At 50.2% G+C, this 26531-nt stretch carries 20 protein-coding genes and 1 pseudogene; 16 read left to right on the top strand and 5 right to left on the bottom strand.

Translation table 11 applies throughout. The features are described from left to right. Positions 1-38: 38 nt before the first annotated feature. Positions 39-1526, bottom strand: coding sequence for an inorganic phosphate transporter PitA (gene pitA, locus HGT70_RS11945; RefSeq protein WP_214195981.1), 1488 nt, complete (start codon positions 1524-1526; stop codon positions 39-41). 230 nt (positions 1527-1756) lie between these two features. On the opposite strand from pitA, the gene HGT70_RS11940 reads away from it, so the two are divergent. The 6 genes and pseudogenes from HGT70_RS11940 to HGT70_RS11910 all read left to right on the top strand — a co-directional run bounded on the left by HGT70_RS11940 (position 1757) and on the right by HGT70_RS11910 (position 8854). After that, positions 1757-2953 (top strand): BaiN/RdsA family NAD(P)/FAD-dependent oxidoreductase, encoded by a 1197-nt coding sequence (locus HGT70_RS11940; protein ID WP_214195979.1) that lies wholly within the window; start codon positions 1757-1759, stop codon positions 2951-2953. Positions 2954-3058: 105 nt separating this feature from the next. Continuing rightward, positions 3059-3616: pseudogene (locus HGT70_RS16735) on the top strand (SLAC1 family transporter). Next, positions 3594-4232 carry an SLAC1 family transporter gene (locus tag HGT70_RS16730; RefSeq protein ID WP_214195973.1) on the top strand — a complete coding sequence of 213 codons (639 nt, stop codon included), beginning with the start codon at positions 3594-3596 and terminating at the stop codon, positions 4230-4232. Before HGT70_RS16735 ends, HGT70_RS16730 begins: the two are co-directional and overlap by 23 nt. Positions 4233-4302: 70 nt before the next feature. Beyond that, positions 4303-6732: a glucose/quinate/shikimate family membrane-bound PQQ-dependent dehydrogenase gene (locus HGT70_RS11920; protein ID WP_214195972.1), complete on the top strand. Its 2430-nt coding sequence runs from the start codon at positions 4303-4305 to the stop codon at positions 6730-6732. A 279-nt stretch (positions 6733-7011) separates the two neighbouring features. Continuing rightward, positions 7012-7857: an aldo/keto reductase gene (locus tag HGT70_RS11915; RefSeq protein ID WP_071432653.1), complete on the top strand. Its 846-nt coding sequence runs from the start codon at positions 7012-7014 to the stop codon at positions 7855-7857. 166 nt (positions 7858-8023) lie between these two features. Further along, the gene (locus HGT70_RS11910; RefSeq protein WP_071432651.1) at positions 8024-8854 is read left to right on the top strand and encodes a fumarylacetoacetate hydrolase family protein; all 831 of its coding nucleotides are present in this window, start codon (positions 8024-8026) and stop codon (positions 8852-8854) included. A gap of 69 nt (positions 8855-8923) precedes the next feature. On the opposite strand, the gene HGT70_RS11905 is transcribed toward HGT70_RS11910, so the two are convergent. Continuing rightward, complete coding sequence (locus HGT70_RS11905) at positions 8924-10237, bottom strand: MFS transporter (protein ID WP_071432650.1); 1314 nt, start codon at positions 10235-10237, stop codon at positions 8924-8926. A 251-nt stretch (positions 10238-10488) separates the two neighbouring features. Beyond that, positions 10489-11490 carry a LacI family DNA-binding transcriptional regulator gene (locus tag HGT70_RS11900; protein WP_214195970.1) on the bottom strand — a complete coding sequence of 334 codons (1002 nt, stop codon included), beginning with the start codon at positions 11488-11490 and terminating at the stop codon, positions 10489-10491. A gap of 149 nt (positions 11491-11639) precedes the next feature. Here HGT70_RS11900 and oxlT point away from each other — a divergent pair, with 149 nt between their 5' ends. Further along, a complete protein-coding gene (gene oxlT / locus HGT70_RS11895; protein WP_071432646.1) occupies positions 11640-12899 on the top strand; it encodes an oxalate/formate MFS antiporter in 1260 nt (419 codons plus the stop codon). Here the strand turns inward: oxlT and mmuM are convergent. Both mmuM and mmuP read right to left on the bottom strand, forming a co-directional pair. Beyond that, positions 12883-13836: a homocysteine S-methyltransferase gene (gene mmuM, locus HGT70_RS11890; RefSeq protein WP_214195969.1), complete on the bottom strand. Its 954-nt coding sequence runs from the start codon at positions 13834-13836 to the stop codon at positions 12883-12885. The genes oxlT and mmuM overlap by 17 nt on opposite strands. After that, positions 13823-15226, bottom strand: coding sequence for an S-methylmethionine permease (mmuP, locus tag HGT70_RS11885; RefSeq protein ID WP_071432641.1), 1404 nt, complete (start codon positions 15224-15226; stop codon positions 13823-13825). The genes mmuM and mmuP overlap by 14 nt, the downstream gene beginning before the upstream one ends. A gap of 194 nt (positions 15227-15420) precedes the next feature. On the opposite strand from mmuP, the gene kdpF reads away from it, so the two are divergent. The 9 genes from kdpF to glyQ all read left to right on the top strand — a co-directional run bounded on the left by kdpF (position 15421) and on the right by glyQ (position 26522). Continuing rightward, positions 15421-15510, top strand: a complete 90-nt coding sequence (gene kdpF, locus HGT70_RS16875; protein ID WP_071432640.1) for a K(+)-transporting ATPase subunit F — start codon at positions 15421-15423, stop codon at positions 15508-15510. After that, positions 15510-17213 carry a potassium-transporting ATPase subunit KdpA gene (kdpA, locus tag HGT70_RS11875; RefSeq protein ID WP_214195968.1) on the top strand — a complete coding sequence of 568 codons (1704 nt, stop codon included), beginning with the start codon at positions 15510-15512 and terminating at the stop codon, positions 17211-17213. The genes kdpF and kdpA overlap by 1 nt, the downstream gene beginning before the upstream one ends. Position 17214: 1 nt before the next feature. Further along, a complete protein-coding gene (gene kdpB, locus HGT70_RS11870) occupies positions 17215-19254 on the top strand; it encodes a potassium-transporting ATPase subunit KdpB (protein ID WP_214195966.1) in 2040 nt (679 codons plus the stop codon). A gap of 9 nt (positions 19255-19263) precedes the next feature. Then, on the top strand, positions 19264-19842 hold the full coding sequence (gene kdpC, locus HGT70_RS11865) for a potassium-transporting ATPase subunit KdpC (RefSeq protein WP_214195964.1): 579 nt from the start codon (positions 19264-19266) through the stop codon (positions 19840-19842). Positions 19843-19845: 3 nt separating this feature from the next. Further along, entirely contained in the window at positions 19846-22509 is a 2664-nt protein-coding gene (gene kdpD, locus HGT70_RS11860; protein WP_214195962.1) for a two-component system sensor histidine kinase KdpD, read from the top strand. Position 22510: 1 nt separating this feature from the next. Beyond that, complete coding sequence (locus tag HGT70_RS11855; RefSeq protein ID WP_214195960.1) at positions 22511-23179, top strand: response regulator; 669 nt, start codon at positions 22511-22513, stop codon at positions 23177-23179. Positions 23180-23400: 221 nt separating this feature from the next. Further along, the gene (gene fumA / locus HGT70_RS11850) at positions 23401-25053 is read left to right on the top strand and encodes a class I fumarate hydratase FumA (RefSeq protein WP_214195959.1); all 1653 of its coding nucleotides are present in this window, start codon (positions 23401-23403) and stop codon (positions 25051-25053) included. Positions 25054-25102: 49 nt separating this feature from the next. Continuing rightward, positions 25103-25483 (top strand): VOC family protein, encoded by a 381-nt coding sequence (locus tag HGT70_RS11845; RefSeq protein WP_214195958.1) that lies wholly within the window; start codon positions 25103-25105, stop codon positions 25481-25483. Between the two features lie 127 nt (positions 25484-25610). Next, a complete protein-coding gene (glyQ, locus tag HGT70_RS11840) occupies positions 25611-26522 on the top strand; it encodes a glycine--tRNA ligase subunit alpha (RefSeq protein WP_071432626.1) in 912 nt (303 codons plus the stop codon). Positions 26523-26531: the final 9 nt, after the last annotated feature.

Genomic DNA, 26531 nt, shown 5'->3' with positions numbered 1-26531 from the left:
AAGTAAGACACAGATCAATGACCTGTGTCTTATTGTCTTTAGAGAAGCTGTAATGCTATCCAGTACAAGGCACCTGAAAGCAAAATGGAGACAGGTAACGTCAGTACCCACGCTAACGCAATACTGCGTATCGTTTTAGACTGAACACCGCCGCCATCAACAATCATGGTACCTGCCACAGAGGATGACAGGATATGGGTGGTTGATACCGGCATTCCGGTATAACTCGCAAGCCCTATCGATACTGCAGCCGTAATTTGTGCTGACATACCTTGTGCGTAAGTCATACCATTTTTGCCAATCTTTTCACCGATGGTCGTCGCCACACGACGCCAGCCCACCATTGTCCCTAAGGACAACGCAAGCGCGACGGCCAAGATAATCCAGATCGGCGCATACTCAATAGTACCGTTGAGATCGCCCTTTAAATTACCTAAGAAACGCTTATCGTCTGAAGATGTTGCTGGCAGCTTAGCAATCTTATCGGTGGTATCCGACATACACAGGAGTAGACGGCGGACTTGGGCGCGATTCTCTACGCTCAATTGGTCATAACTCGAGAGATTATTTAATAAATCTTGTGCATGATGAACGGTGGCAAGCCCATTTTCACTATTACAGTGGAAGGGTTCGTTACGATCAATCGCAGCGTTGGCAGCAGCTGGCGGTGCGATAAGTGTCGCGACTTGCGGGTTATGCTGCTGGTAATACTGCTCAAGGTGATTCACCGCGTCTCGCGTACGTGTAATATCATAGCCTGAGGCATTCATATTCACCACGAACCCGGCGGGAGCAACGCCGATCAGGACTAACATCACCAGACCAATGCCTTTTTGACCATCATTAGCACCGTGCGAATAGCTCACGCCGATGGCCGAAACGATTAGCGCGATACGCGTCCAAAAAGGCGGTTTCTTCTTACCGTCTTTCTTTTCACGTTCGGCCGGTGTCATATGATTACGGCGACGTTTCTTCGTTCCACTCCAGTACTTACGGAGTAAAAAGATCAAAAAGCCTGCGATAACCATGCCGACGATAGGCGAAAGAATAAGCGATAAAAAGATATTGATTACTTTAGGGAGGTTAAGTGCTTCGACCAGTGAGCCGCCCGTTACCAATGCATTCGTCACGGCTATACCAATAATGGCGCCGATTAACGTATGCGAACTGGAGGCCGGTAAGCCAAAATACCACGTTCCCAAATTCCAGATAATCGCCGCAAGCAATATCGAGAAAATCATCGCCAGCCCATGGGCTGATCCAACATTGAGAAGTAGATCGGTAGGCAGTATATGCACTATCGCATAAGCGACACTCAGGCCGCCGAGTAATACACCGAGGAAATTAAATAAACCCGCCATCAACACGGCGAGTTGTGCACGCATGGCACGGGTGTAAATAACGGTAGCAACCGCATTTGCCGTATCATGAAAGCCATTAATTGCTTCGTAAAACAGAACAAATAGGAGCGCCAAGACTAAGAATAGACTGGTACTCAAATCAAGACCGGTAAACAGATGGAACATAATGTTGCGCCATTTTTAGGGACATACCCGAGGCATTATCAGTGAGTTAGGCCCTTACAGGAAAGTAAAATATCTAACTTTTTTACCTCTCCGTACCATCGAGCTAGGGGGGATTCGAGATTTTCCTATAAAAATGAGTAAGTTATTTAATTATTGTTTAACTTTTTTTTTTCTGACTAGCCACCAGCGACTTGGGTCACTACAATCTGGACTTTTAGTCGGGGGATGATGTGGAAAAATTCGATGTAGTAGTAGTTGGGGCAGGGGCTGCGGGGCTATTCTGTGCGGCTCAGGCCGGGCAGTTAGGGTTGAGCGTCTTAGTCGTGGATAATGGTAAGAAAGTTGGACGTAAGATACTGATGTCTGGCGGTGGACGCTGCAATTTTACTAATCTATACATCGAACCCGCGGCTTATCTCTCTCAGAATCCTCATTTCTGTAAGTCAGCACTTGCTCGCTATACGCAATGGGATTTTATCGACCTAGTTAACAAATATAAGATTAACTGGCACGAGAAAACGCTTGGCCAGCTATTTTGTGACGACTCTGCGCAGCAGATTGTGGATCTTCTCATTGCGGAGTGTGAGCTGGGTAAGGTCACAATTCGTCTACGTAGCGAAATTATCGATCTGCAGAAAAGTGTTACGGGTGAGTATCTGCTCAAATTAAATGGAGTGGATGTAAGTACCCGCAAACTTGTCATCGCCTCCGGTGGACTCTCAATGCCAGGTCTGGGTGCAACCCCTTTTGGTTATAAAGTTGCGGAGCAATTCGGTTTATCGGTTCGTCCTGTGAGTGCAGCATTAGTCCCGTTTACTCTTCACAAGCCTCTGCTTGAAACGCTACAACAGCTCTCCGGAATTGCAGTGCCAATCACGATCGATGCGGTAGAGGGAACTCGCTTTAAGGAGTCGATGCTCTTTACTCATCGTGGTCTCTCTGGGCCTGCGGTATTACAAATTTCGAGTTATTGGCGCCCCGGGCAAGCCGTTACCATTAATCTATCCCCCGATACTGATCTCAACGATTTTATCGACGCGCAACGCCGTGAACATCCTAATTTATCATTGAAGAACAGCTTAGCTCGTGTACTACCCAAGCGCTTAGTTGATAACCTAGTGGAACTGACGTTAATTCCAGAATTAACGCTTAAGCAGCTGACGCCGCGCCAACAGCAACAGGTTGTTGAGCAGCTGACCGCTTGGCAAATTTACCCTAATGGCACAGAAGGTTACCGTACGGCCGAAGTCACGTTGGGCGGCATTGATACACAACATCTCTCATCGCAGACCTTCGAAGCCCGTGAAGTACCAGGACTTTACTTTATTGGTGAGGTGGTTGACGTGACCGGTTGGCTAGGGGGTTATAACTTCCAATGGGCATGGAGTTCTGCTTGGGCCTGCGCCCAATCACTAGCAAAAAAATAGATTAATAAGCGTCAATCTATTACTTTAATTGATAAGATTAATAATTTTAATCCGTTTCTGAACGCTTAGCAGACCGACTATAGTGCCTCTTATCGGGAGGGACTTATGTCGTTAACTCTAAAAAATAGCTATAAACTCTTTGGCCATTTAGGCTCACTCACTGAGATCATTCGTTTTTTCACCCCTAATTGGTTTGCGGTAACGATGGGAACGGGGGTGCTTGCCCTCGTTTTTGCGCAAACGACGACGGCAAATACGCCTCTATTTACCCTGGCGCGTACGCTATGGGGCATAAACATTGGCCTCTTTTTACTCTTTATCTTGCTCTATGCTGGGCGCTAGTTAGTCTACCCGCAAGAGGCTACAAAAGTTCTGTTTCATCCCCAAATGTCGATGTTTTTGGGTACTATCCCGATGGGGCTGGCAACCATTATCAATGGATTTATCAGTTTTGGTTTACCGCTGATGGGCGCGACGGCAGTCGTCATTGCCCAGCAGTTATGGAAAGTCGATGCCGTGCTCGCCATACTTTGTGGTGTTGGCCTACCGTTGATGATGTTCACTCGGCAATCCCATCCGTTGTCCTCGATGACGGCTTTATGGTTACTGCCTATCGTTACGGCGGAAGTCGCGGCGGTAAGTGGATGGATCGTGGCCCCCTAGATCGCTGATCCTGTACAGCAACAGGAAATGGTTATTTTCAGCATGTTACTCTGGGCGTTCTCTGTTCCTAGCCCTATCTATCTTGGCGATCCTGTGGTTGCGTATGGCCTTACACAAACTTCCACCGATTACCCTTTCGGCGACAACATGGTTGGCATTAGGACCGATAGCGACGGGATCACTTGGGATGTTTTTACTTAGCCAGCAGAGTGTGCTGCTCAAGGGTCATGCTGTCCTCGGAGAATATTATACAGTGCTATCAGGAGTTGCTTGGGTAACGGGTATTTTGCTGTGGGGGCTGGGGGCTTGGTGGTTGTTACTTGCTTTAGGCGTAACGGCTCATTATGCGAAACAAGGTATTCCATTCAATTTAGGCTGTTGGGGTTATACCTTCCCCCTGGGAGTGTTTACCCTGGCTAGCTTCAAGCTTGCACAATTAACCTCAATAGCCGTTTTTTCATCGTTATCGCTAGGTCTGCTGTTACTGTTAGCGGGAGTGTGGGGCGTCGTGATGACCAAAACGTTACAAGGCGTATGGAGTGGCAGGCTGTTTGTTGCTCCATTTTTACAAAATAATCAAAGCCGTAGCGAGGAAAAAAAAGAAAAGTTATCGTAATGAAACGTTGATGTTATTAGATGCAACAGTATTATAACGGCTCTTTTTTTTATTTTTGGCAGGAAATTCCATGGGAAACAAACTTCATAAGCCATTATGGCTTAAGGTAGTGACCCGCTTATACGGCCTACTCGTACTCTTAACCGCGCTCTTCTTTGTTGTCGAGGGTGGAAAGCTAGTGAGTTTAGGCGGCAGCGGGTACTTCCTAATTTCAGGTATCGTACTGTTGATCAGTAGCCTACAACTCCTGCGCTTACGCGCTTCTGGGGCGGTACTTTATCTACTCTTCACCATAGGCACCGTGATTTGGGCGCTCGTTGATGTGGGCCTCGTCTTCTGGCCGCTCATCTCCCGTCTGATGTTCCCGGGCGGTCTCGCCATTGTCGCTCTTATCTTACTGCCACTATTACGTCAGGCACCTACGACGCCTACCTTCCGTACAGGTAGCTATATCCTTGCACTGTGTAGCGCAGTCGGATTCGGTGCGGCATTCTGGGGGATGTTTCAGCCGCACGATCCCGTCGCTTTCCAGGGTGAACCAAAGCCTCTAGTACCGGTATCCAAGCAAGCGCCATTGACTAATTGGGATAACTACGGAAATACACCGGGAGGGAGTCGCTTTGTCGCCGCTGACCAGATCAACCGTAATAATATTCAACAATTAAAACCTGTTTGGACTTTTCACACCGGTGATATCCCGCTTAGCCCAGACGGTAATGGTGCAGAAGACCAGCAGACCCCGCTGCAAGTAGGCGATAAAGTTTTCTTATGTACCCCGCATAACAATGTCATTGCCGTAGATGCCGACAGCGGTAAAGCGCTATGGAAAGCAGAAATCAATGCGAAATCTTCAGTGTGGATGCGTTGCCGTGGGTTGGCTTATTTCGATGCCACGAAGTCACTGCCTCATCCCGAGCTACCGGGCAGCAGTCAACCTCTTGCCGTAAATAGTGCAGAGATTGCTAACTGTCCTCGTCGTATTTTAATGAATACCATCGACGGGCGTCTGATTGCTCTAAATGCAGATAATGGACAGTTCTGCGCAGGGTTTGGTGACCATGGTACGGTAAATCTATTGACAGGAATGGGTAAAGCACCCGACCCGCAGTATGTATTAACCTCGGCGCCTACGCTTGCCGGAACGACTGTCGTGGTCGGTGGGCGTATCTCGGATAACGTAAGTACCGATATGCCGGGTGGGGTATTACGGGGTTTTGATGTGATGACCGGGGCCTTACGTTGGGCATTCGATCCGGGTAATCCAGATCCTAATGCGACCCTACAACCGGGGCAGCACTATGTTCGCAGTACGCCAAACTCGTGGGCACCTATGTCTTACGATCCACAGTCCAATACGGTATTCATGCCGATGGGTAGCTCTTCCGTGGATATTTGGGGGGCAAACCGTACGCCGTTGGATCATAAGTATGGCGCATCTATACTCGCGGTCGATGCGAATACGGGCAAGGAAAAGTGGGTTTATCAAACCGTCCATAATGATTTGTGGGACTTTGATATTCCAATGCAACCGAGCTTAATCGATTTCAACACTCCCTCGGGTGAAAGTCGTCCGGCAGTAGTCGTAGGAACGAAAGCGGGGCAGATCTATGTATTAGATCGCCTAACCGGTAAGCCCTTAACAAAGGTCGAAGAAGTTAAGGTTAAACGGAGCACTATACCGGGTGAGCAATACAGCGATACGCAGCCACGCTCCGTAGGAATGCCACAGATTGGCGCTCAGACACTGAAAGAGTCGGATATGTGGGGGGCAACGCCTTTCGACCAACTCATCTGTCGAGTCAGTTTCAAATCGATGCGTTATGAAGGTCTCTACACGGCACCGGGTACCGATAAATCCTTGAGTTTCCCTGGGTCGCTGGGTGGAATGAATTGGGGAAGTTTATCGACCGACCCGAATAACCACCTGATTTTCGTTAATGATATGCGTCTAGGACTGTGGCAGCAGCTGATTAAAGCCGATCCTAATACCGCAACGGCAGCGAATACTGGTGGAGAAGCCGTCAATACCGGCATGGGCGCAGTACCGATGAAAGGCGCACCTTACTCGGTGAATAAAAACCGCTTTATGTCGCCTCTTGGCATCCCTTGTCAGGCACCGCCTTTCGGTACACTGTCAGCTATCGACATGACCACTCAAAAAATTGTGTGGCAGGTTCCACTAGGGACTGTACAGGATACCGGACCGATGGGAATTAAGATGGGCATGAAGATGCCGATCGGTATGCCGTCACTAGGTGGTAGTCTCGCCACGCAAGGTGGATTGGTCTTCATCGCGGGTACACAAGACTATTATCTGCGAGCCTTTGACAGCTCAACCGGTAAAGAAGTGTGGAAAGCACGTTTACCCGTGGGCAGCCAAGGTGGGCCGATAAGCTATGTCTCGCCGAAGACCGGTAAACAGTACATCCTGATTTCAGCGGGTGGGGCGCGTCAGTCTCCCGACCGTGGTGATTATGTGATTGCTTACGCGTTGAACTAAACGGTAGTTAACGACGTTATAGACCAAATGCCCCGCGAGTTGGCTAACCAATTAGCGGGGCATTTTCGTTAACCAGGAAAAAACTAACCATCTTCCCCATTAGCCGCTTCACACTACTCAGATCCAGCTTAAGCTACGCACGCCATAGTCGGAGTGAGTGTTCGCTAGTATTGAGCGCTATTTCATCGATAACTTATCGCGAGCAGAGTAGTGATCTGCGCTCTGTTCGATGATGAACTAAGCTTAATTATATATTCCTTCAAAAATTAGGAGTAATCGATGACCCATCAGTCAACGCTACAGATCGCGGGTAATACCCTTCCTAGTCTCGGCATGGGGAGCTGGCGTTTGGGACAAGGACGTTATGACTCACAACAAGAAATTCAGGCGTTGCAACGCGGACTCGACCTCGGGCTACGCGTGATCGATACGGCGGAAATGTACGGTGAAGGGCAATCTGAAACCTTAATCGGTAAGGCTATTGCCGATCGTAGAGATCAGACCTATCTAGTGTCGAAAGTGTACCCTTGGAACGCCACCGAAAGAGACCTGGAAACTAGCCTTGATGCCTCCCTCTCACGGTTGCGTACAGACTTCCTCGACCTTTATCTTCTGCATTGGCAGTCAGGTAATGATCTGCAAGAAGTGGTTAGCCTGATGGAGGCGATGAAGGCAAAGGGAAAAATTAAAGCGTGGGGGGTCTCTAACTTCGATTTACCAGCCATGCAATCGCTCATTAGCGTCGAAAACGGTGCCAACTGTGCGGTAAATCAGGTTTTTTATAATCTAGCGGGCAGAGGGATCGAGTACGATCTCGCACCATGGTGTGCAAAGCAGAACATCGCGATGATGGCTTATTGCCCTCTCGGCGGAGCAGGATCGCACCTACTCGACCTCGACGAAGTGAAAACACTGGCTGAAAAATATCACGTCAGTCCAGCCACCTTATTGCTGGCTTGGGTCATAAGGCAGAATAATATTCTGGCGATCCCCGAGTCAGGGAGCCTCGCACACGTTGAAGATAATGCCCGCGCTCTACAACTCACGCTGAATGAACAAGATTGCGCGCTACTTACACAGTATTATCCTGCTCCTCAAACCGCAGAACCGCTCGAAATTCGTTGAATAGCAGCAAAAGAGGGGGAGTTTTTAGCGAAAGGACGGTGAAAACATTAGCTGCGTGATCGTCGGACTGATAGAATCAGCCGCTCACGACGTCACCATCGCAATGCTCATCCATTTCGGGCGGATATGACGATTTTCTACTAGACATCAACGAAAGCCGAATTTTATGCAGGTATGTAGCTTTATTATTAATAGTAGCGGCCATGAAACCTTTGGTCTGGTCAGCGAACAAGGTGTGATCGACGCAGGTAAACTGCTTGAATACCGTGATTTAAAACACCTACTGGAAGATGATGGGTTAGCAGCATTACAGGCCCTTTCGACGCGTACTGTGGATTATACGTTTGCCGAAATCAGCTTCTTGCCGGTGATCAAGACCCCGAATAAAATTTTGTGTGTAGGGATGAATTATTCAGAAAAACGTATCGAGTTTGGGGAAACTAACCCTGCGCCGACGCTATTCATTCGTTTTGCTGACAGCCTTACCGCGCACTTACAGCCGATCCAAAAACCGGTCAGTAGCGAGCAATTTGATTACGAAGGCGAATTAGCGGTAGTGATCGGAAAGGCTGCGCATCAGGTGACTGAGACTGAGGCTTTAGACTATGTGGCAGGCTATAGCTGCTTTATGGATGCGACTGTACGTGATATGCAGTTTACGTGGTTCACAGCAGGAAAGAACTGGCCAGCAACGGGTGGTTTTGGACCTTGGATGACGACGCACGATGAAATTCCCGACCCGCAGCAGCTCGAACTGAAGACCTTTTTAAATGGTGTGCAGGTTCAGAAAGACTCGACTCAAAACATGGTGCACAGTGTGGCGGCGATTATTGCTTATGTTACCCACTTTACGCCGCTATCACCTGGAGATGTCATTATTACCGGTTCACCAGGCGGTGTCGGTAAATCCCGTACTCCACAACTCTTTATGTTTCCGGGCGACGATGTTGCTGTAGAAATCAGTAAGATTGGCCGCTTATCACATGTTATTCGTTAAAAAGAGCCGATAGCAGGGGAGCCACTATCGGTTGAAGTGCGGTAAGGTACCTTACCGCGAAACCTTTAATTAACGATTAGACGCGGCGATCTGCTTTCCCGGATGGTTTACGGCCTCTTCATCAGGCTGGATATCACATTGCTTAGGCAGCATCATAGATAGGATAGCGGCAATCAGCAGTGATACCGACAGGGCATAGATTGCGACGTTATGGCCATAAAAGTTAATCATCACACCGACCAGATACGGACCACAAAATCCGCCTAAATTCCCCAATCCGTTAATCACCCCACGGGCTGCACCTGCCGCTTCCGCTGAGGCGATCCGCCCTGGAATACTCCAGAAGGGGCTGGTTGCTGCTTTCAAGAAGAAACCACAGACGACCAATGCGATATAGGCGGCAACAATATGATGGCGGAGTACGACTGAGGCGACGAGAGACGCGGCGAAACAGAGTAGTGAGATACCTACCCACATCCGACGCTTTCCTGAACGGTCACTCAGCAGTGAAATGACATAAATACCTGCCAGCATTGCAACGAACGGTAGAATCGCAAGGCCGCCAACATCCGCCATATTACCACCGGTAAGGTTTTTCAAAATGGCCGGTAGCCAAAGCGTATAACCGTAGTCGCCTGTTTGATAAAAGAAGTTGAGGAAAATAAGTGTCACTAACCCACGGTTTTTGAAAACATCTCTTAACGGTGCGTTACTAACCGCAACCTTTGCTTCACGGGCTTCGCGTTCGGCCTTTAATTGCGTTAGTAAGTATTCACGTTCTGTTTCCGGTAACCACCGTGCTTCTTGTGGGCGATCGCTAATTAGTGCCCACCACAACATCATTACGATGGCGGACAAAATCCCTTCGATAAAGAATAACCAGCGCCAGTCCAAGGCAGAGATAATCGCACCAGAAACCGGTGCGGTAAAAATGCCACCTAGTGGTGCGAACATCATCACGATAGCATTGGCTCGCCCCAGCTCTTTCTCTGGAAACCAGTTACTAACCATTGTTAAGACGACGGGGAGCATTCCGCCCTCAGCGATACCTAAGAGGAAGCGTAAGAAGAGTAGTTGGTATTCGTGTGTGACGAACCCCGTAGCAATTGAGATGAAGGCCCATGCAGTGAGTGAGGCAGCAATAAATTTCTTACCGCTACCATGTACGGCAATTCGTCCACCGGGGATCTGTAGAAAGAGATAGCCAATAAAGAAGATACCGCTGACGACACCCGCCATCTGGCTAGTAATCCCTAAGTCTTGATCCATTCCGCCAGGAAGCGCGAAACTGATATTCACCCGATCCATGAAAGAAATGATACAGGCGATTAATATCGGAACAATAATCCGATACCAACGGGTTCCTGGAACTTTATGACTCATAGTACTCCTCCCCTCAGAAAACACTGTCTCTGAAAAAATCTTCGCTTATCTTCCATGAAAAATTATCCTTTATCATCGTCATTCGGTTATGAATTTATAAGCATAGTCACTATATTCTTCGAAAGGACGGATATTTTGTGACTACTATGAAACAATGTTTTTACAAATGTTTTTGCGAGCTAAGTCACGCTGAATCGTGTTAAGAAATGATGTTACGGATAACGTGATCCGGCAGGGGTTAGACGGACGCTCTATTGGGTTGAGAAAGTGTCTCCATTAAGAAAGCGGGTTTCAAGAATGACTTGGCAGGGGGTGGTAATACCTTGTACGCGTTGTAGTAATAATTCTGTTGCGCGTTGACCGACCTCAAAACGTGGAGTATGAATGCTGGTTAAGCGTGGTGTCGTGATTTGTCCGATCTCTAAACCATGGAAGCCGACGATGGCGATATGCTGCGGGACCTCGATAGCAGCCGCTTGGCAGGCACGTAACACCCCTATCGCTAAATCATCGTTCGTACAGAAAATCGCATCAAGTTCCGGAACGGAGTGCAAGGCTTCTTGCATCATGGTCGCGCCAGTTTCAATAGACGAGACCCTTTTAGGGCTGATATGAGTAGAGGGTAATCCCGCCTCGTCCAGCGCAGCACAATAGCCTTGATAACGCTGTTGATCGCGCAAATCTGACATTGAGCCAAAATAGGCAATATGTTTCCTACCCGAGTCGATAAGCGCTCGTGTAGCTTGATAACCCGCCTGTAAATTATCAAACCCAACGTTGATCCTGTCGGGATGCGATGCAATTCCCATCACTTCAGCGATAGGGATCTTGGCTGCTTGTAGGTACTTTTCGGCTCGCAGGGTGTGTGCCGTATCGGTCAAAATCAGCGCTTTAATATTAAAAGCCAGTAGCGCCGCGATTTGCTCCTCTTCTTTCTGTAAGGAGTAATCGTAGGTAACGACTAAAGTCTGAAAGCCTTGCGCTTCAGCGACCTTCTCAATCCCAGCCAACAGATCGCTAAAAATCTGATTATTAAAGGACGGGATAAGCACGCCGACTCGCGGGATGGATTGGCTCGTAATATGAGGATTATCTGGATCGGGTTCGAACCCAACCTCTTCAATGACGCTGGCAATACGCTCGGCAGTCTCAGCCTTCACTTTTTCAGGTGTGCGTAAATAGCGGCTTACCGTCATTTTAGTGACCCCGGCAAGCACGGCAATATCATTTAGGGTAATACGTTGTTTTTTCATAGATTACGCATTGGCAGCAGAGGGACTTATTATGCCGTGGGTATACCGAAAAAGATATGTTCTGCCGAGAGACCAATAAGTTATTTTTACTTGTCCGGACTGGCACAGACCTTGCTTCAGTTAACGCCTATCACGAGGGAGGAAAACTGATGAGCGTGCAGACTGAAATTAGCCTTACCCCTACGCAAGTTCGACCTGCGCAAAAGTGGCAACAATTGGCTCTGGGGCTACTGTGTATGGCCTCAATCTCTAGTCCTCAGTACGTCTGGACGCTTCTGACAAAGCCTCTCTTGGAACGGCTTGATGTCACGCTGCCAGTCTTACAGGTGACGTTTTCGTTATTAATTGTTTTTCAGACATTCCTCTCCCCATTACAGGGCAAATTAATTGATCGCTATGGTGCGCAGCGGTTAATCGGGCTAGGTACCTTGCTGACGGGGTTCAGTTGGATAGGTGCGGCGGTTAGCCACTCGTTATGGATGCTGTACCTGATGTATGGCGTAGTCGGCGGTATCGGGACGGGGATTGTCTACATCGGTATTATAGGGCAAGTTGTACGTTGGTTCCCGCACCAGCGCGGTTTCGCGGCAGGGATGGTCGCGGCAGGCTATGGTATGGGGGCTATCGTGACAACCTTGCCCATTTCTACTTCGCTCGCTCACCATGGTTTAACGGCCACCTTAGCCACGTTTGGGGTAGGTTTTACGGTAGTGGGAGGATTAGCTAGTCGTGGACTGCGCGAGGCACCTGTCGTGAAGGCAACAGCGGACGTTAATCTTCCAAGGCAACGCAACTACTCTTCCTCACAAATGCTTAAGCAGCCCTTATTTTGGCTACTCTTTTTTATGATGGCGTGTATGTCTACCTCTGGGCTGATGGTCACCTCGCAACTCGCGAGTTTTGCTACAGATATTGGAGTCGGACAGGCGCTGATTTTCGGTATGGCGGCGCTACCGCTGGCGATGAGTCTTGATCGCCTCACCAACGGCCTTACCCGCCCCCTCTTTGGGTGGGTCTCTGATCGTATCGGGCGCGAAAATACGATGTTTGTCGCCTTTATCCTAGAGGCATGTGCCATGACGCTATGGCTGACCTTCCGGCAGGACCCGCTATTATTCATCCTACTGTCGGGGGTCGTATTTTTAGGATGGGGAGAAATATTCTCTCTTTTCCCCGCAACCCTAACCGATACGTTTGGCCAGCAACATGCGACGAGCAATTATGGTTGGTTATACCTATCTCAGGGGGTGGGATCGATCCTCGGTGGCCCACTCGCCGCGTTACTCTATCAAGCAAGCCACGGGTGGGTACCGGTTTTTAGCCTAGCCATTGGGTTGGACGTGCTCACCGCACTCTTAGCGATTACAGTGCTCAAACCTTGGCGTAAGCGTTTTATTGCCCATTCGTGAGGGCTGACTGCTGTTGGGCCAATGCCTGAATATCTGTAGGAGAGGTTCGGCAACAGCCGCCGATCAGCCGTGCGCCTGCTGCCAGCCAATCAGGGAGATAGTCGCTCAGTTGTTGACAATGGGTACCGCCCTGGTGCCACGTTTTACTTGTCGCATCGTAGGTCTCACCAGAGTTGGGATACACCACGAGCGGCAGAGCGGTTAATCGGTGTAAATGCGCGAGTGCCGCTGTTGTTTCTGTCAGTGCGATACAGTTAATCCCCAATGCAACGACCTGAGGTTGCGTCGCCAGGAAATTGGCGACGGTTGCTAACGGGGTACCATCGCTGAGGTGCTGAGCATCTTTAAGGGTAACGCTAAACCACGCTCTCGCCTCGGGAAATTCTTGTATCAGCTGACATAATGCTTGGATCTCAGCGAAAGAAGGCTGTGTCTCGCAGGCGAGTAGATCTGCACCCGCAGCCAGCAGTTGTGTAATGCGGGGGCGATGAAAATCAATAAAAGCTTCAGGTGTTAACGAGTAATCGCCGCGGTATTCCGAACCATCCGCTAAAAAAGCGCCATAAGGCCCGACCGATCCCGCGACTAGGGGGCGGGGTGCCGTTGGCTGTTCGCGAAGAAACTCAGTTCGTGCTTCTATGGCCAGCGTCACGCTACGGGCGATGAGTGCTTGCGCCTGTTCAGTATTCAGCCCCCGCCGAGCAAACCCTTCAATCGACGCCTGATAGCTAGCGGTGATGGCACACTGTGCACCGGCCCGAAAATAGTCGAGATGCACCTGACGGATAATTTCTGGCTGATTAATTAAGACATTGGCTGACCAAAGGCTATCGGTAATCTGGCATCCCCGCGTTTCCAGCTCGGTAGCCAGAGCACCGTCCAACACAATAAAGGGGTGCTGAGTGAGTAACGAGGTCAGGGGATTAGTCAGAGACATGCTTCACGTCCTTAGCTTTTTTTGCAGAGGTTAGGTAGTAGGCGGCATAGCAACACGCAACGAAGGGTAGGCCACACCATAGCGCAATTCTCTGGCTTGGGTCGAAGGCCAATCCTAAACAGGCGATAAGACACAAGGCAAAGCCAAGAATAGGGAGTACAGGAAAGCCAGGGGCGCGATAGGCAAGACCCTCGATCGGCTGGCCGGAGGCAATATAGTGGCGACGGAACCGATAGTGGGAAGCACAGATACTCAGCCATACGGCGACAACGGCGAAGCCAGAAATGGCCGAGAGCGCGACAAAGACGGTATCAGGCGCGACGATACTCGAAAAGAGCGCTAACACTCCACCCAACATACTAATACTAATAGCAAATACGGGTATTCCACGACGATTAACCCGCGCAAATGCACGCGGTAGCGTCTGTTGGTTAGCTAATGACCATAGCATCCTTCCCGATGCATACAGACCAGAGTTAGCGGCCGAGAGGATTGCGGTAAGGATAACAAAGTTGAAAATATCAGCCGCATAAGGGATACCAATCTTCTCGAAGACCAGCACGAAAGGACTTTTCTCAACCCCGGCTTGCTGCATAGGGATGAGCGCTGCCAACACAAAGACGGTTCCCAAGAAAAAGATCACGAGTCGGGCAATCGTCGTACGGATCGCAACGGGGATAACCTTCTCCGGATTTTCAGTTTCACCCGCCGCAATCCCGATAAGTTCCGTGCCTGAGAATGCGAAGTTCACCGCAACCATGGTCATGAGGATCGGTAGCGTGCCATGGGGAAACCAGCCTCCGGCGGTAATAGTGTGTAAAAAGGGAGGTGGCGTCCCGTCATGCATCGGTATTAGGCCGAAAATGGCAGCGCCCCCCAAAATAATGAAGACTAGGATCGTAATCACTTTCACGATCGAGAACCAGAACTCACCCTCAGCGAAAAAGCGCGTAGAGATAATATTGAGACCAAAAATAATGACGCAGAAGAGTAAACACCACTGCCAGATCGGGACGGTTGGGAACCAATACTGCATACAGAAGCCAGCAGCGGTGAAGCTCGACCCCAAGGCTACGGTCCAGGTCAACCAGTAGAGCCAGGCAACCGTATAACCTGTGGCGGGGCCGAGATAACGCGTAGCATAGACATGGAACGCACCCGTTTCTGGCATGGCGACTGAGAGCTCTCCGAGACTTTGCATCACTAGCCAGACCACCAAGGCCCCAATTAAATACGCGAGTAACGTTCCCGCCGCACCTGTACTGGCGATAATGTAGCCGGTATTAAAAAATAGTCCGGTACCAATCACCCCGCCAAGAGAGAGCATGACGAGATGACGGGCTTTCATCGTGCGCTGCAATGAACCATTCTGTTTAGCTTCTGATTGCATGTGACCTTCTAAACGTTTAGACATCTAAATAGCTATCAGCATGTTATACGTTGATTTTTTTTATAATGCAAAAGCCAGCGACTTCCTAAGGTCCGAATTTTTATATTTTATTTATATCTCTTCGCCAATCTTTACGATTTTTTTATCTTAAAAACCTTAATATTCAGGAAGTTAAAAAATCTGGAGTTAAGCGTATGTCACCAGCCTTTATGATCGGAACTGTGCTCATCCTCGCCTTATTAGGCTACTTATTTTATACCTTATTTCATGCGGAGAATTTCTGATGCCCAGTCAAGCCGCGCTACTTATTGCGAGTTTTCTGGTAACGGTGTTGGTCTGTGCCAAACCTTTGGGTAAATTGTTAGCTGCGATGATCCACGATCAGGCCTTCGTCGGATGTGGCGCTATTGAAAAGGGGCTATTCGGCCTATGCGGTATTCGGCGCAACGCGATGAATGGCTATCACTACCTCGCCGCTATCTTGGTATTCAACCTACTCGGTTTTCTATTTCTTTTTATAATACTGCTATCACAGGCATGGTTACCGTTTAATCCGCAACATCTGCCTGGCTTGAGTTGGGACCTAGCGCTCAACACGGCAATAAGTTTTGTGACAAATACCAACTGGCAGGCCTATGCTGGAGAAACCACTATCAGCTATTTCAGCAGCATGGTGGGTCTGACCGTTCAAAACTTCCTGTCGGCAGCCACAGGTATCGCCATACTGTTCGCCCTAGTCCGCGGATTCATCTGGCGTGAACAGACACATTTGGGGAATGCATGGCGCGATTTACTGCGTATTACGCTTTTCTTATTACTCCCACTCTCACTTCTCAGCGCACTCTTCTTTATCAGCCAAGGCGTGGTACAGAGCCTACATAGCTACGTGGATTACACCTCGCTGGAAGGCGTTAAGCAGAGTCTACCGCTAGGGCCGGTTGCCTCCTTAGAGTCGATCAAACTATTGGGGACTAATGGCGGCGGTTTCTTTAACGCTAACTCGGCCCATCCGTTTGAAAACCCAAATGTCCTGACTAACTTTGTACAGATGGTGTTGATCTTCCTTATTCCCGCAGCCCTCTGTTTCGCCTTTGGCGATGTGGTTAAGGATAAACGGCAGGGCAATGCGCTGCTGTGGGCGATGAGTCTAATGTTTATCGTTGCCGTGGTAGTCGTGATGTACGCTGAATTGAAAGGAAATCCGTCTCTGACGCTGGCCGGTGGCGACAGCGCGTTTAACTGGGAAGGTAAAGAGAGTCGCTTTGGTCTCTTAGCCTCGTCGTTATATACCGTGGTGACGACGGCCGCGTCTTGTGGGGCGGTTGTTGCCATGCATGACTCGCTCACCGCATTAGGGGGGCTAGTACCTTTATGGTTAATGCAGATAGGTGAGGTTGTATTCGGTGGGGCAGGCTCGGGCCTGTATGGCATGCTGATTAACGTTATTCTTGCCGTATTCATTGCCGGACTGATGATTGGGCGTACCCCCGAATACCTCGGGAAAAAAATCGGCCCCCACGAAATGAAAATGGCGGCACTCTATATCCTAATAACACCGTTATTAGTGCTTGCCGGAACCGCCCTAGCGTTAATGACGGAAGCAGGACGTGCGGGCATCAGCAACCCTGGTCCGCATGGTTTTACCGAAGTTCTTTATGCACTTTCTTCTGCAGCAAATAATAACGGTAGCGCATTCGGTGGGCTCTCTGCGAATACCCCCTTCTGGAATCTGTTACTGGGTCTCGTCATGCTGCTGGGGCGCTTCCTACCCTTTATTCCGCTACTGATTATTGCCGGGCGACTGGTAAAACGTAATATTCAGCCACGTAGTGCCGGTACTCTACCCACTCATGGGGCTTTATTCGTCGGGTTACTGATCGGAACGGTATTACTGACCGGAGCATTAACCTTCATTCCTTCTCTCGCGTTAGGCCCAGTGGCCGAGCATTTACAACTTCTTACTCAGTCTGCGGCTGGGAGTCATTAATATGCGGAACTCAACGACCTCTCGTCAGGCTCTATTACAAGCCTGCGGTGACTCATTTAGAAAACTCTCCCCCGTCACTCAGTGGCGCAACCCGGTGATGTTTGTGGTATGGCTAGGTAGTGCGCTCACTAGCGTGATGGCCCTCTTCGCATTGGCACAGCAGCAGTGGTCGGAGGCTATTTTTACCGGTGCGATAAGTCTATGGCTATGGTTCACCGTCCTCTTCGCTAATTTCGCGGAGGCCTTAGCCGAAGGGCGGAGCAAGGCGCAAGCGGAAAGTTTAAAAGGACTAAAACAAACGAGCTGGGCGAAGAAGCTCGAACAGCCGACTGAGCATGCTGCGTTTACCACGCTGTCCGCTGAGGCGTTACGTAAAGGCGATTGGGTACGGGTAGACGCTGGCGACATTATTCCTTGCGATGGGGAGGTCTTAATCGGCGGGGCATCGGTCGATGAAAGCGCGATTACCGGTGAATCTGCGCCCGTTATCCGTGAAGCCGGAGGTGACTTTGCTTCGGTAACCGGCGGAACGCGGATTTTATCAGATTGGCTGGTGATCCAATGTAGCGTGAACCCCGGTGAAACGTTTATTGACCGGATGATCACCATGGTTGAAGGCGCAAAACGGCGTAAAACCCCCAATGAGGTTGCCCTCTCTATCCTATTGATATCTCTGACCATCATCTTTGTTATCGCGACGGCAACGCTCTATCCATTTTCGTTGTGGGGAGGGCATGCTATCAGCGTCGTGGTATTGGTCGCTTTATTGGTTTGTCTTATTCCGACGACCATCGGCGCACTCTTATCCGCGATCGGTATTGCCGGGATGAGTCGGATGCTTAACGCCAACGTGATCGCGACCAGCGGTAGAGCCGTCGAGGCGGCAGGCGATGTGGATGTCTTACTGATGGATAAAACCGGCACGATCACATTTGGTAATCGCCAAGCTTCCGCCTTTTATCCGGCCGAAGGCGTGACTGAGGAGGCACTCGCCAATGCCGCGCAACTCGCTTCGTTAGCGGATGAAACGCCAGAAGGACGGAGTATCGTCGTCTTAGCAAAACAGCGCTTTAATTTACGCGAACGTGAGTTGAGTTCGCTGCAAGCCACCTTTATTCCCTTTACCGCTCAAACCAGAATGAGTGGAATAGACTTCGCACAAACACGCATTATGAAAGGTGCGATGGAGGCGGTGCGTGACTATGCCCGCCAGCAAGGCGGTAGTTTCCCTGATGAAGTTGTGCAGACGGCGGATGAGATCGCACGTCGTGGTGAGACCCCGCTGGTAGTGATTGAGAATCAACGCGTCATGGGGGTGGTCGCCCTGAAGGATATCGTCAAAGGCGGAATTAAAGAGCGTTTTAGTCAGCTACGTAAGATGGGGATTAAAACGGTGATGGTAACGGGGGATAACGCCCTGACAGCAGCGGCGATTGCTGCTGAAGCCGGTGTCGATGACTTCCTGTCGCAGGCGACTCCAGAAGCTAAGCTCGCGCTAATCCGACAATATCAAGCGGAAGGACGAATGGTGGCGATGACCGGTGATGGGACGAATGATGCCCCAGCACTGGCGCAGGCAGACGTAGCGGTCGCGATGAATTCCGGTACTCAAGCGGCAAAAGAAGCAGGAAATATGGTCGATTTGGACTCGAACCCGACCAAGCTACTGGAAGTCGTACATATCGGTAAACAAATGCTGATGACCCGTGGCTCACTCACCACCTTCAGTATTGCTAACGATGTGGCGAAGTATTTCGCCATTATTCCTGCGGCCTTTACGGTGGTCTATCCGCAATTGGCAGAGTTGAATATCATGCATCTTCACTCTCCCTCCTCGGCGATTTTATCTGCCGTCATCTTTAACGCGCTGATCATTGTTGCGCTGATCCCTCTAGCGCTACGTGGTGTCCCGTATAAAGCAGTTTCTGCGTCGGCCTTATTACGCCGTAATCTATGGATCTACGGGCTAGGCGGACTCATTTTACCCTTCCCGGGAATCAAGGTCATCGACCTGTTATTAACCGCGCTGGGTGTGGCTTAGGAGAATAAAATGAACATTTTTCGACCTGCTGTTTCGCTATTTCTGCTGTTAACGCTACTTACGGGGATCGTTTATCCTCTGCTCACTACCGTCGTGGGTAATCGACTATTTCCCCAACAGGCGCAGGGATCGCTGATCAAAAAAGGTTCAGCACTGCTAGGTTCCACGTTAATTGGGCAAGATTTTACACAAGCGGGATATTTCCATGGCCGACCCTCTGCGACGGCAGGGCACGCGGATAATCCTCTCGCCTCCGGTGGGAGTAACCTCGCAGTGAGCAATCCACAACTTGCGCAACGTATCGATCAACAGGTGAGTCTACTACGCTCACAGAACCCCCTCGCCAGTCGTGCAGTACCGACCGAGTTGGTGACCACATCAGCGAGTGGGCTTGACCCTACGTTATCGCTTGCGGCGGTAGAGTGGCAGATCCCACGTGTCGCGCAGGCGCGGCACCTTGCGGTAAGCGACGTGAAAAAGCTCGTCAGTGCCTATACGGAACAACCACGACTGTCCTTTATGGGGCCAACTGTGGTAAACCTAGTCGCACTTAATATAGCGCTCGATCAGCGCCTAGTGGGGAAGTAATGCATGACTGACGACGATCGCCGTCCAACACCAGAAAGCTTGTTGCTCGAAAGCCAACAAGCGGCACGCGGTAAGCTTAAAATCTATTTTGGTGCTTGTGCGGGCGTTGGAAAAACCTGGGCGATGTTGCAAGAAGCCCACCGCCTACAGGCGCAAGGTATCGACGTGCTGGTCGGGATCGCCGAAAGTCATGGGCGAGTGGCAACCCAAGCATTACTGCAAGGATTGACGGTTCTCCCACGGCAAAAAGCCCGTGGGCAACTCTACGATGAGTTTGATCTCGATGGTGCGTTACGGCACCAGCCGAGTATCATTTTAATTGATGAGCTTGCCCACTCCAACGCGGCAGGGAGCCGCCATCCCAAGCGCTGGCAAGATATTGATGAACTGCTCGATAGCGGCATCGATGTCCTGACAACCCTGAATGTTCAGCACCTTGAGAGCTTGAATGATGTAGTCAGTGGCATCACAGGGATCCAAGTCAGAGAAACGATCCCCGACCCATTCTTTGAGCAAGCTAACGAAGTCGTATTGGTCGATATCTCCCCCGACGATTTACTCGAGCGCCTACAACAAGGCAATGTCTACGTCGGCGATCGTGCCGAGCGTGCGATAGAAAATTTTTTCCGCAAAGGTAATCTTTTCGCATTACGCGAATTGGCCTTGCGACGCACGGCAGAGCGGGTCGACGGACAAGTCCGGGCGTGGAGAGATAGTCGGCGCTTAGACGACCGAGTGTGGCACACGAACGATGCACTGTTAGTCTGTATTGATGGTCGCATAGGGAGTGAGAAGCTCATTCGCGTCGCGGCTCGGCTAGCAAGTCGCCTTGGCTGCGAATGGCATGTTATTAGCGTCGACGTTGTCGGCTACCGCTCTCGTTCTCGGCTTCAGCGCCATAGGGTATTGCAATATTTACGGATTGCGGAAAATCTTGGCGCGCTAACATCGGCCCTCTCGGCTGATGATCGCGTTACCGCTATCGTCCGTTATGCCCGCGAGCATAATTTGGGTAAGTTAATTGTTGGTCGTCAGACAGGAGGCGGAGCAATCACCCAAGCGTGGCGGCAACGCCTCACCCGACAACTCGGCGCTGCCGCCCCCGATCTTGATGTACTGATTATCGCTTGCGACCACGTCAAAGATACATCGTCTTCCTCGTCGTTCAGTCAAGGTTTGGGTCCTCGGCCTTGGCTCGGCTATCTGGCTGCGACGCTTGCTTGTGCCGCGATCACCACACTCTTTAATATCTTTATCCCACAATTTTCGCCGATTAATGTGGTCATGGTTTACCTACTTGCCGTGGTCTTGATTGCGCTGAAGTTTGGTCGACTGCCTTCTGTGTTTGCTTCATTGATCAATATCGTTGTATTTGATTGGTTTTTTGTGAATCCGAAAGGAGAGTTGGCGATCTCTGACGCCCAGTATGCCGTCACCTTTTCCATCATGTTGGGGGTCGGTTTATTGATCGGTAACCTTACCGCCGGGCTACGCTATCAAGCGCGGGTTGCCCGATCGCGAGAAAAACGCAGCACACAGCTCTACGAATTGGCGCGTGAATTAAACCAACACGGTGAAGCACAGGAGATTGCGCTAGCCGGTCAGAAGGCAATCGGACGTGCCTTATCAACGACCTGCGAGATATGGCTGCCTAATCAGGACAACCAGCTACAGCCCTTAGCAGGAACCCTCAGTGAATTATCGCCGGATCGCGCCATCCTTCGCTGGTGTTTCGAGAAAGGGCAGGCGGCAGGCGCCGGGACCGATACGCTCGCAGGTGTCCCTTATCGGATGCTACCGCTGCAGAGTAATAACCAAGTTTATGGGGTGGTGGTGTTAGCGACCGTTAGCCCACAATTTCTGGTCAGCCCAGAACAGCAGCGTTTATTAGAAACGTTAGTACTCCTTATCGCGGGAGCGCAACAGCGTGTGATGCTGACGCAGCGTGAACAGTTTTCACGTGTCGCCATTGAACGGGAGGCGTTACGTAATTCCCTACTCTCGGCGTTATCCCACGATCTCCGTACGCCATTGACGGTGCTTTTTGCCCATACAGAAATGCTGACGTTAGAACTCGGTGAACAGCCTAGCGATATCATGGAACAGCTGGCAGCGTTACGAGAGCAAACGCTGAGTATGATCCGTCTTGTCAGCAATATGTTGGATATGGCCAGAATTGAGGCGGAAGGTTTTCGCCTCACCGCGGATTGGCTGAGCATTGAAGAAGTGTTACAAAGCGCGTGCGAGGCCATCGAACGACTATTTCCTGAGGTGGAAATCCGCTACCTTAGTCCAGAACACGTCATTTTAGTCCGTGGCGAAGGACCTTTATTGGAGCGTGTGTTTGTAAATCTCTTTGAAAATGCTATTAAATATGGATGCGGTAGGACAGCGCCGATCACCGTGGGTATTTATCCTGATGCCCACCACGTTCAGGTAACGATCTGTGATCAAGGCCCGGGCCTGCCGCCGGGTGACCCTGCGCGATTATTTAGTAAATTTAGCCGTGGCGAGAGCGAATCAGCGATCCCCGGCGTCGGGATGGGCCTTGCGATATGCAAAGCGATTACCGAATTGCACGATGGCCATATTTCAGCACAGAATGGGGCAGAGGGTGGGGCCTGTTTTACGTTAACCTTACCCGCTCAGTACCCTCAGGTAGACTAAGATGACAACTCTGTTAATTATTGAAGATGAAGTACAAATCGGTCGCTACCTCAAGCGGGTGCTTACCGCCGACCATATTAAAATCTTTCATGCAGAGAACTTACACCGTGGACTCGCCCTCGCCGCCGCTCGCCCCCCTGATCTTGTGTTACTTGACTTAGGACTCCCCGACGGAGAGGGCTTGGATTTTATCCAGCAATTTCGCGGATGGAGCGATAAACCGATAATCGTACTCTCTGCCCGTCATGATGAATCAGTTAAAATTACAGCGTTGGATCGAGGTGCCGATGATTACCTGACGAAACCCTTTAGTGTCGGTGAGTTACAGGCGCGGGTTAGGGTCGCGCTACGCCGGAGCGAGCGTGAGGTGGAGGACGTAAAAAAATTCGGTGAGATTGAAATCGATAGGCAGGCACACACCGTTAAGCGGGCGGGAGAGCGAGTGCATCTGACGGCGATGGAATACAAGCTTCTGCTACTGCTCGCTAACCATGCGGGTAAGGTACTGACGCAACATTTCATCCTGACCTCACTCTGGGGGCCAAATGCCGAAGATAGCCAGTATTTACGCGTCTATATCGGCCATCTGCGTAAAAAACTAGAACCTGATCCACGCCGTCCACAGCACCTATTGACCGAGAATGGTATTGGCTACCGATTTGTGGAATAAGCGCCTATCGCTCGAAAATAATCCAAGGATCGTCGCTTTTATCGATAAAGATCACTATACCTGGTGCGAAGCTGTGGTTAATTGAAAAAGAGCAGGGATGACATTTGTAATAAATATGTTAATAATCGCATCACAAATGTTTTCCTGGTGAGTCTGCCCTAACGCTTCACAGATAAGGAGCGCAGTAGGGTGCCCAGATAATAAGTAAAGTGAGCTGAAGAATGTCGACAAAACCCTTTTTTTTCCAAGAACCCTTTCCCCTGTCAGAAGATAACACCGACTATTACTTATTGAGTACTGACCACGTCTCCATGACGGAGTTCGAAGGCCAATCGATCCTGAAAGTCGATCCGGCCGCGCTAACCTTACTCGCACAACATGCTTTCCATGACGCATCATTTTTACTGCGTGCGTCTCACCAGCGGCAGGTAGCAGCAATCCTCGATGATCCTGACGCCAGCGAAAACGATCGCTATGTCGCCTTACAGTTTCTGCGTAACTCCGAAATTGCCGCGCGAGGGATATTGCCAACGTGCCAAGATACCGGAACGGCAATTATTGTCGGGAAGAAAGGGCAGGCCGTCTGGACCGGGGGGGGCGACGAAGCCGCGTTAGCGCAAGGAGTCTATAACACCTATACCGAAGACAACCTCCGCTATTCGCAGAATGCACCACTCGATATGTATAAAGAAGTGAACACCGGCACGAACCTCCCTGCGCAGATCGACCTCTATAGCGTTGATGGCGACGAGTACAAATTCCTTTGCATGGCCAAAGGGGGCGGTTCCGCGAATAAAACTTACTTATTCCAAGAAACCAAGGCGTTGTTGTCGCCAGGTAAACTCAAGGACTATTTGGTAGAGAAGATGCGTAGTCTAGGCACCTCTGCCTGCCCTCCGTACCATATCGCGTTTGTGATTGGTGGAACCTCTGCGGAAGCCACGCTAAAAACCGTTAAACTCGCCTCGGCTCATTATTACGATAACTTACCGGCGACAGGTAACGAGCATGGGCAAGCATTTCGTGACCATCAACTCGAACAAGAATTATTAGAGGCGGCCCAGAACCTAGGGATAGGCGCGCAATTTGGCGGTAAATATTTTGCCCATGATATCCGTGTTATTCGCCTACCACGACATGGTGCCTCCTGCCCTATCGGAATGGGCGTTTCATGCTCTGCTGACCGTAATATCAAGGCAAAGATTAACCGCAAAGGAATTTGGATCGAAAAACTGGAAGCTAACCCCGGACGATTCATCCCAGAAGCACTGCGTCGACAAGGCGAAGGCGATGTGGTGAGTATCGACCTGAATCGCCCGATGAGCGAGATCTTGGCACAGCTTGCGCAGTACCCGGTCTCTACGCGGCTCTCGCTTTCAGGCACAATTATTGTTGCGCGTGATATCGCACATGCGAAATTAAAAGAGTTACTCGACAGCGGGGAACCCCTCCCGCAATACGTGAAAGATCATCCCATTTACTACGCAGGGCCGGCAAAGACTCCTGAAGGCTATGCTTCCGGATCCTTGGGACCAACTACCGCAGGACGGATGGATTCCTATGTCGATCAGCTACAAGCGAACGGCGGCAGCATGATCATGCTGGCGAAAGGCAATCGTAGCCAGCAAGTCACCGATGCGTGTCATAAACATGGTGGCTTCTATTTAGGGAGTATCGGGGGACCTGCTGCGGTGCTCGCTCAACAAAGTATTACCAAATTAGACTGCGTAGCCTATCCTGAACTGGGTATGGAAGCTATTTGGAAAATCGAGGTCACTGATTTCCCGGCGTTCATTTTGGTCGATGATAAAGGCAACGATTTCTTCCAAAATATTCAGAACAACAAATGCCAGGGCTGTGCGATTAAAGGCTAAAACCACCAGGCGTGCTTTGCGCGCCTTATTGCTCACGAGAGAGGTCACCATGTTTAGTCACGTTATGGTCGGTTCCGACGATATTGCAGTATCAAAAAAGTTCTACGATGCATTGTTTACGGTTATTGGTGCAGATGCACAGGGTGAGGATGACAAGGGTCGTCTGTACTACATCAAAGGGCAACAAATGTTTCTCGTCACGCCACCGATAAACGGCGAAGCGGCTACCGGTGCTAATGGCGGAACTATCGGCTGGGCGTTACCGAGTGAAGATGCGGTAAATCAATGGCATAGCGTTGGTTCTCATGCAGGGGGAAGCGCGATAGAATCGCCTCCAGGATTACGCACCGTGGGACAGCGAGAACTGTATCTTGCCTACTTACGCGATCCCTTCGGCAATAAGCTCTGTGGATTGTATAGCCCAGCTTAAAACTCGCTGTAGGTTACTGGATTGTTGAGTTTCGACCGCATTTGCTAAGGATTTACGGCTGCATATCTTACAGCCAGAGGGTATACTAGCCTCCACTTTTTTTAGCGTATCGCGTGCGGAACTCACAATGCAAAAGTTTGATACCAAAACCTTTCAAGGACTGATCCTGACACTACAGGATTACTGGGCGAATCAGGGCTGTACTATTATCCAGCCTTTGGATATGGAAGTTGGCGCTGGCACCTCTCATCCAATGACTTGTCTGCGCGCGTTAGGGCCAGAACCTATGGCGTCGGCCTATGTCCAGCCCTCCCGTCGTCCGACCGATGGCCGCTACGGCGAAAACCCTAACCGACTACAGCACTATTACCAGTTCCAAGTGGTGATCAAACCCTCGCCCGATAATATCCAAGAACTCTACCTTGGCTCATTAAAAGCGTTAGGCCTCGACCCTACTATCCATGATATCCGCTTCGTAGAAGATAACTGGGAAAACCCAACGCTTGGCGCTTGGGGTCTAGGTTGGGAAATCTGGCTAAATGGTATGGAAGTCACGCAGTTTACCTACTTCCAACAAGTGGGTGGCCTAGAGTGTAAGCCGGTGACAGGCGAAATTACCTACGGATTAGAACGCTTGGCGATGTATATCCAAGGGGTCGATAGCGTTTATGATCTCGTGTGGAGCGATGGCCCGCTGGGTAAAACGACTTACGGCGACGTTTTCCATCAAAACGAGGTGGAGCAATCGACCTATAACTTCGAACATGCGGATGTTGATTTCCTCTTTAGCTGTTTTGAACAGCATGAAAAAGAGGCGCAACACCTGCTGGCTCTCGATACACCGTTGCCGCTTCCTGCCTATGAGCGGATCCTCAAAGCGGCACATTGCTTTAACCTGTTAGATGCTCGTAAGGCGATTTCGGTAACCGAACGCCAACGCTATATCCTGCGTATCCGGACCCTAACGAAAGCAGTGGCCGAAGCGTACTACGCTTCACGTGAAGCCCTTGGCTTCCCAATGTGTAATAAAAATAAATAAGGGGTAGGG

This window comes from Rosenbergiella collisarenosi (genome assembly GCF_018494085.1).
Taxonomy (GTDB): Bacteria; Pseudomonadota; Gammaproteobacteria; order Enterobacterales; family Enterobacteriaceae; genus Rosenbergiella; species Rosenbergiella collisarenosi.
The sequence above is the reverse complement of the archived record's forward strand: the minus strand, read 5'-3'. Positions and strand labels throughout refer to the sequence as shown.

Bases quoted from the DNA above. Each gene is read 5' to 3' on its own strand.
- mmuP (WP_071432641.1), bottom strand. From the start codon at position 15,226: ATGCAATCAGAAGCTAAACAGAATGGTTCATTGCAGCGCACGATGAAA.
- HGT70_RS11845 (WP_214195958.1), top strand. From the start codon at position 25,103: ATGTTTAGTCACGTTATGGTCGGTTCCGACGATATTGCAGTATCAAAA.
- oxlT (WP_071432646.1), top strand. From the start codon at position 11,640: ATGAGCGTGCAGACTGAAATTAGCCTTACCCCTACGCAAGTTCGACCT.
- HGT70_RS11900 (WP_214195970.1), bottom strand. From the start codon at position 11,490: ATGAAAAAACAACGTATTACCCTAAATGATATTGCCGTGCTTGCCGGG.
- kdpB (WP_214195966.1), top strand. From the start codon at position 17,215: ATGCGGAACTCAACGACCTCTCGTCAGGCTCTATTACAAGCCTGCGGT.
- HGT70_RS11910 (WP_071432651.1), top strand. From the start codon at position 8,024: ATGCAGGTATGTAGCTTTATTATTAATAGTAGCGGCCATGAAACCTTT.
- fumA (WP_214195959.1), top strand. From the start codon at position 23,401: ATGTCGACAAAACCCTTTTTTTTCCAAGAACCCTTTCCCCTGTCAGAA.
- kdpF (WP_071432640.1), top strand. From the start codon at position 15,421: ATGTCACCAGCCTTTATGATCGGAACTGTGCTCATCCTCGCCTTATTA.
- HGT70_RS11855 (WP_214195960.1), top strand. From the start codon at position 22,511: ATGACAACTCTGTTAATTATTGAAGATGAAGTACAAATCGGTCGCTAC.
- kdpA (WP_214195968.1), top strand. From the start codon at position 15,510: ATGCCCAGTCAAGCCGCGCTACTTATTGCGAGTTTTCTGGTAACGGTG.
- HGT70_RS11915 (WP_071432653.1), top strand. From the start codon at position 7,012: ATGACCCATCAGTCAACGCTACAGATCGCGGGTAATACCCTTCCTAGT.
- pitA (WP_214195981.1), bottom strand. From the start codon at position 1,526: ATGTTCCATCTGTTTACCGGTCTTGATTTGAGTACCAGTCTATTCTTA.
- glyQ (WP_071432626.1), top strand. From the start codon at position 25,611: ATGCAAAAGTTTGATACCAAAACCTTTCAAGGACTGATCCTGACACTA.
- kdpD (WP_214195962.1), top strand. From the start codon at position 19,846: ATGACTGACGACGATCGCCGTCCAACACCAGAAAGCTTGTTGCTCGAA.
- kdpC (WP_214195964.1), top strand. From the start codon at position 19,264: ATGAACATTTTTCGACCTGCTGTTTCGCTATTTCTGCTGTTAACGCTA.
- HGT70_RS11905 (WP_071432650.1), bottom strand. From the start codon at position 10,237: ATGAGTCATAAAGTTCCAGGAACCCGTTGGTATCGGATTATTGTTCCG.
- HGT70_RS11920 (WP_214195972.1), top strand. From the start codon at position 4,303: ATGGGAAACAAACTTCATAAGCCATTATGGCTTAAGGTAGTGACCCGC.
- mmuM (WP_214195969.1), bottom strand. From the start codon at position 13,836: ATGTCTCTGACTAATCCCCTGACCTCGTTACTCACTCAGCACCCCTTT.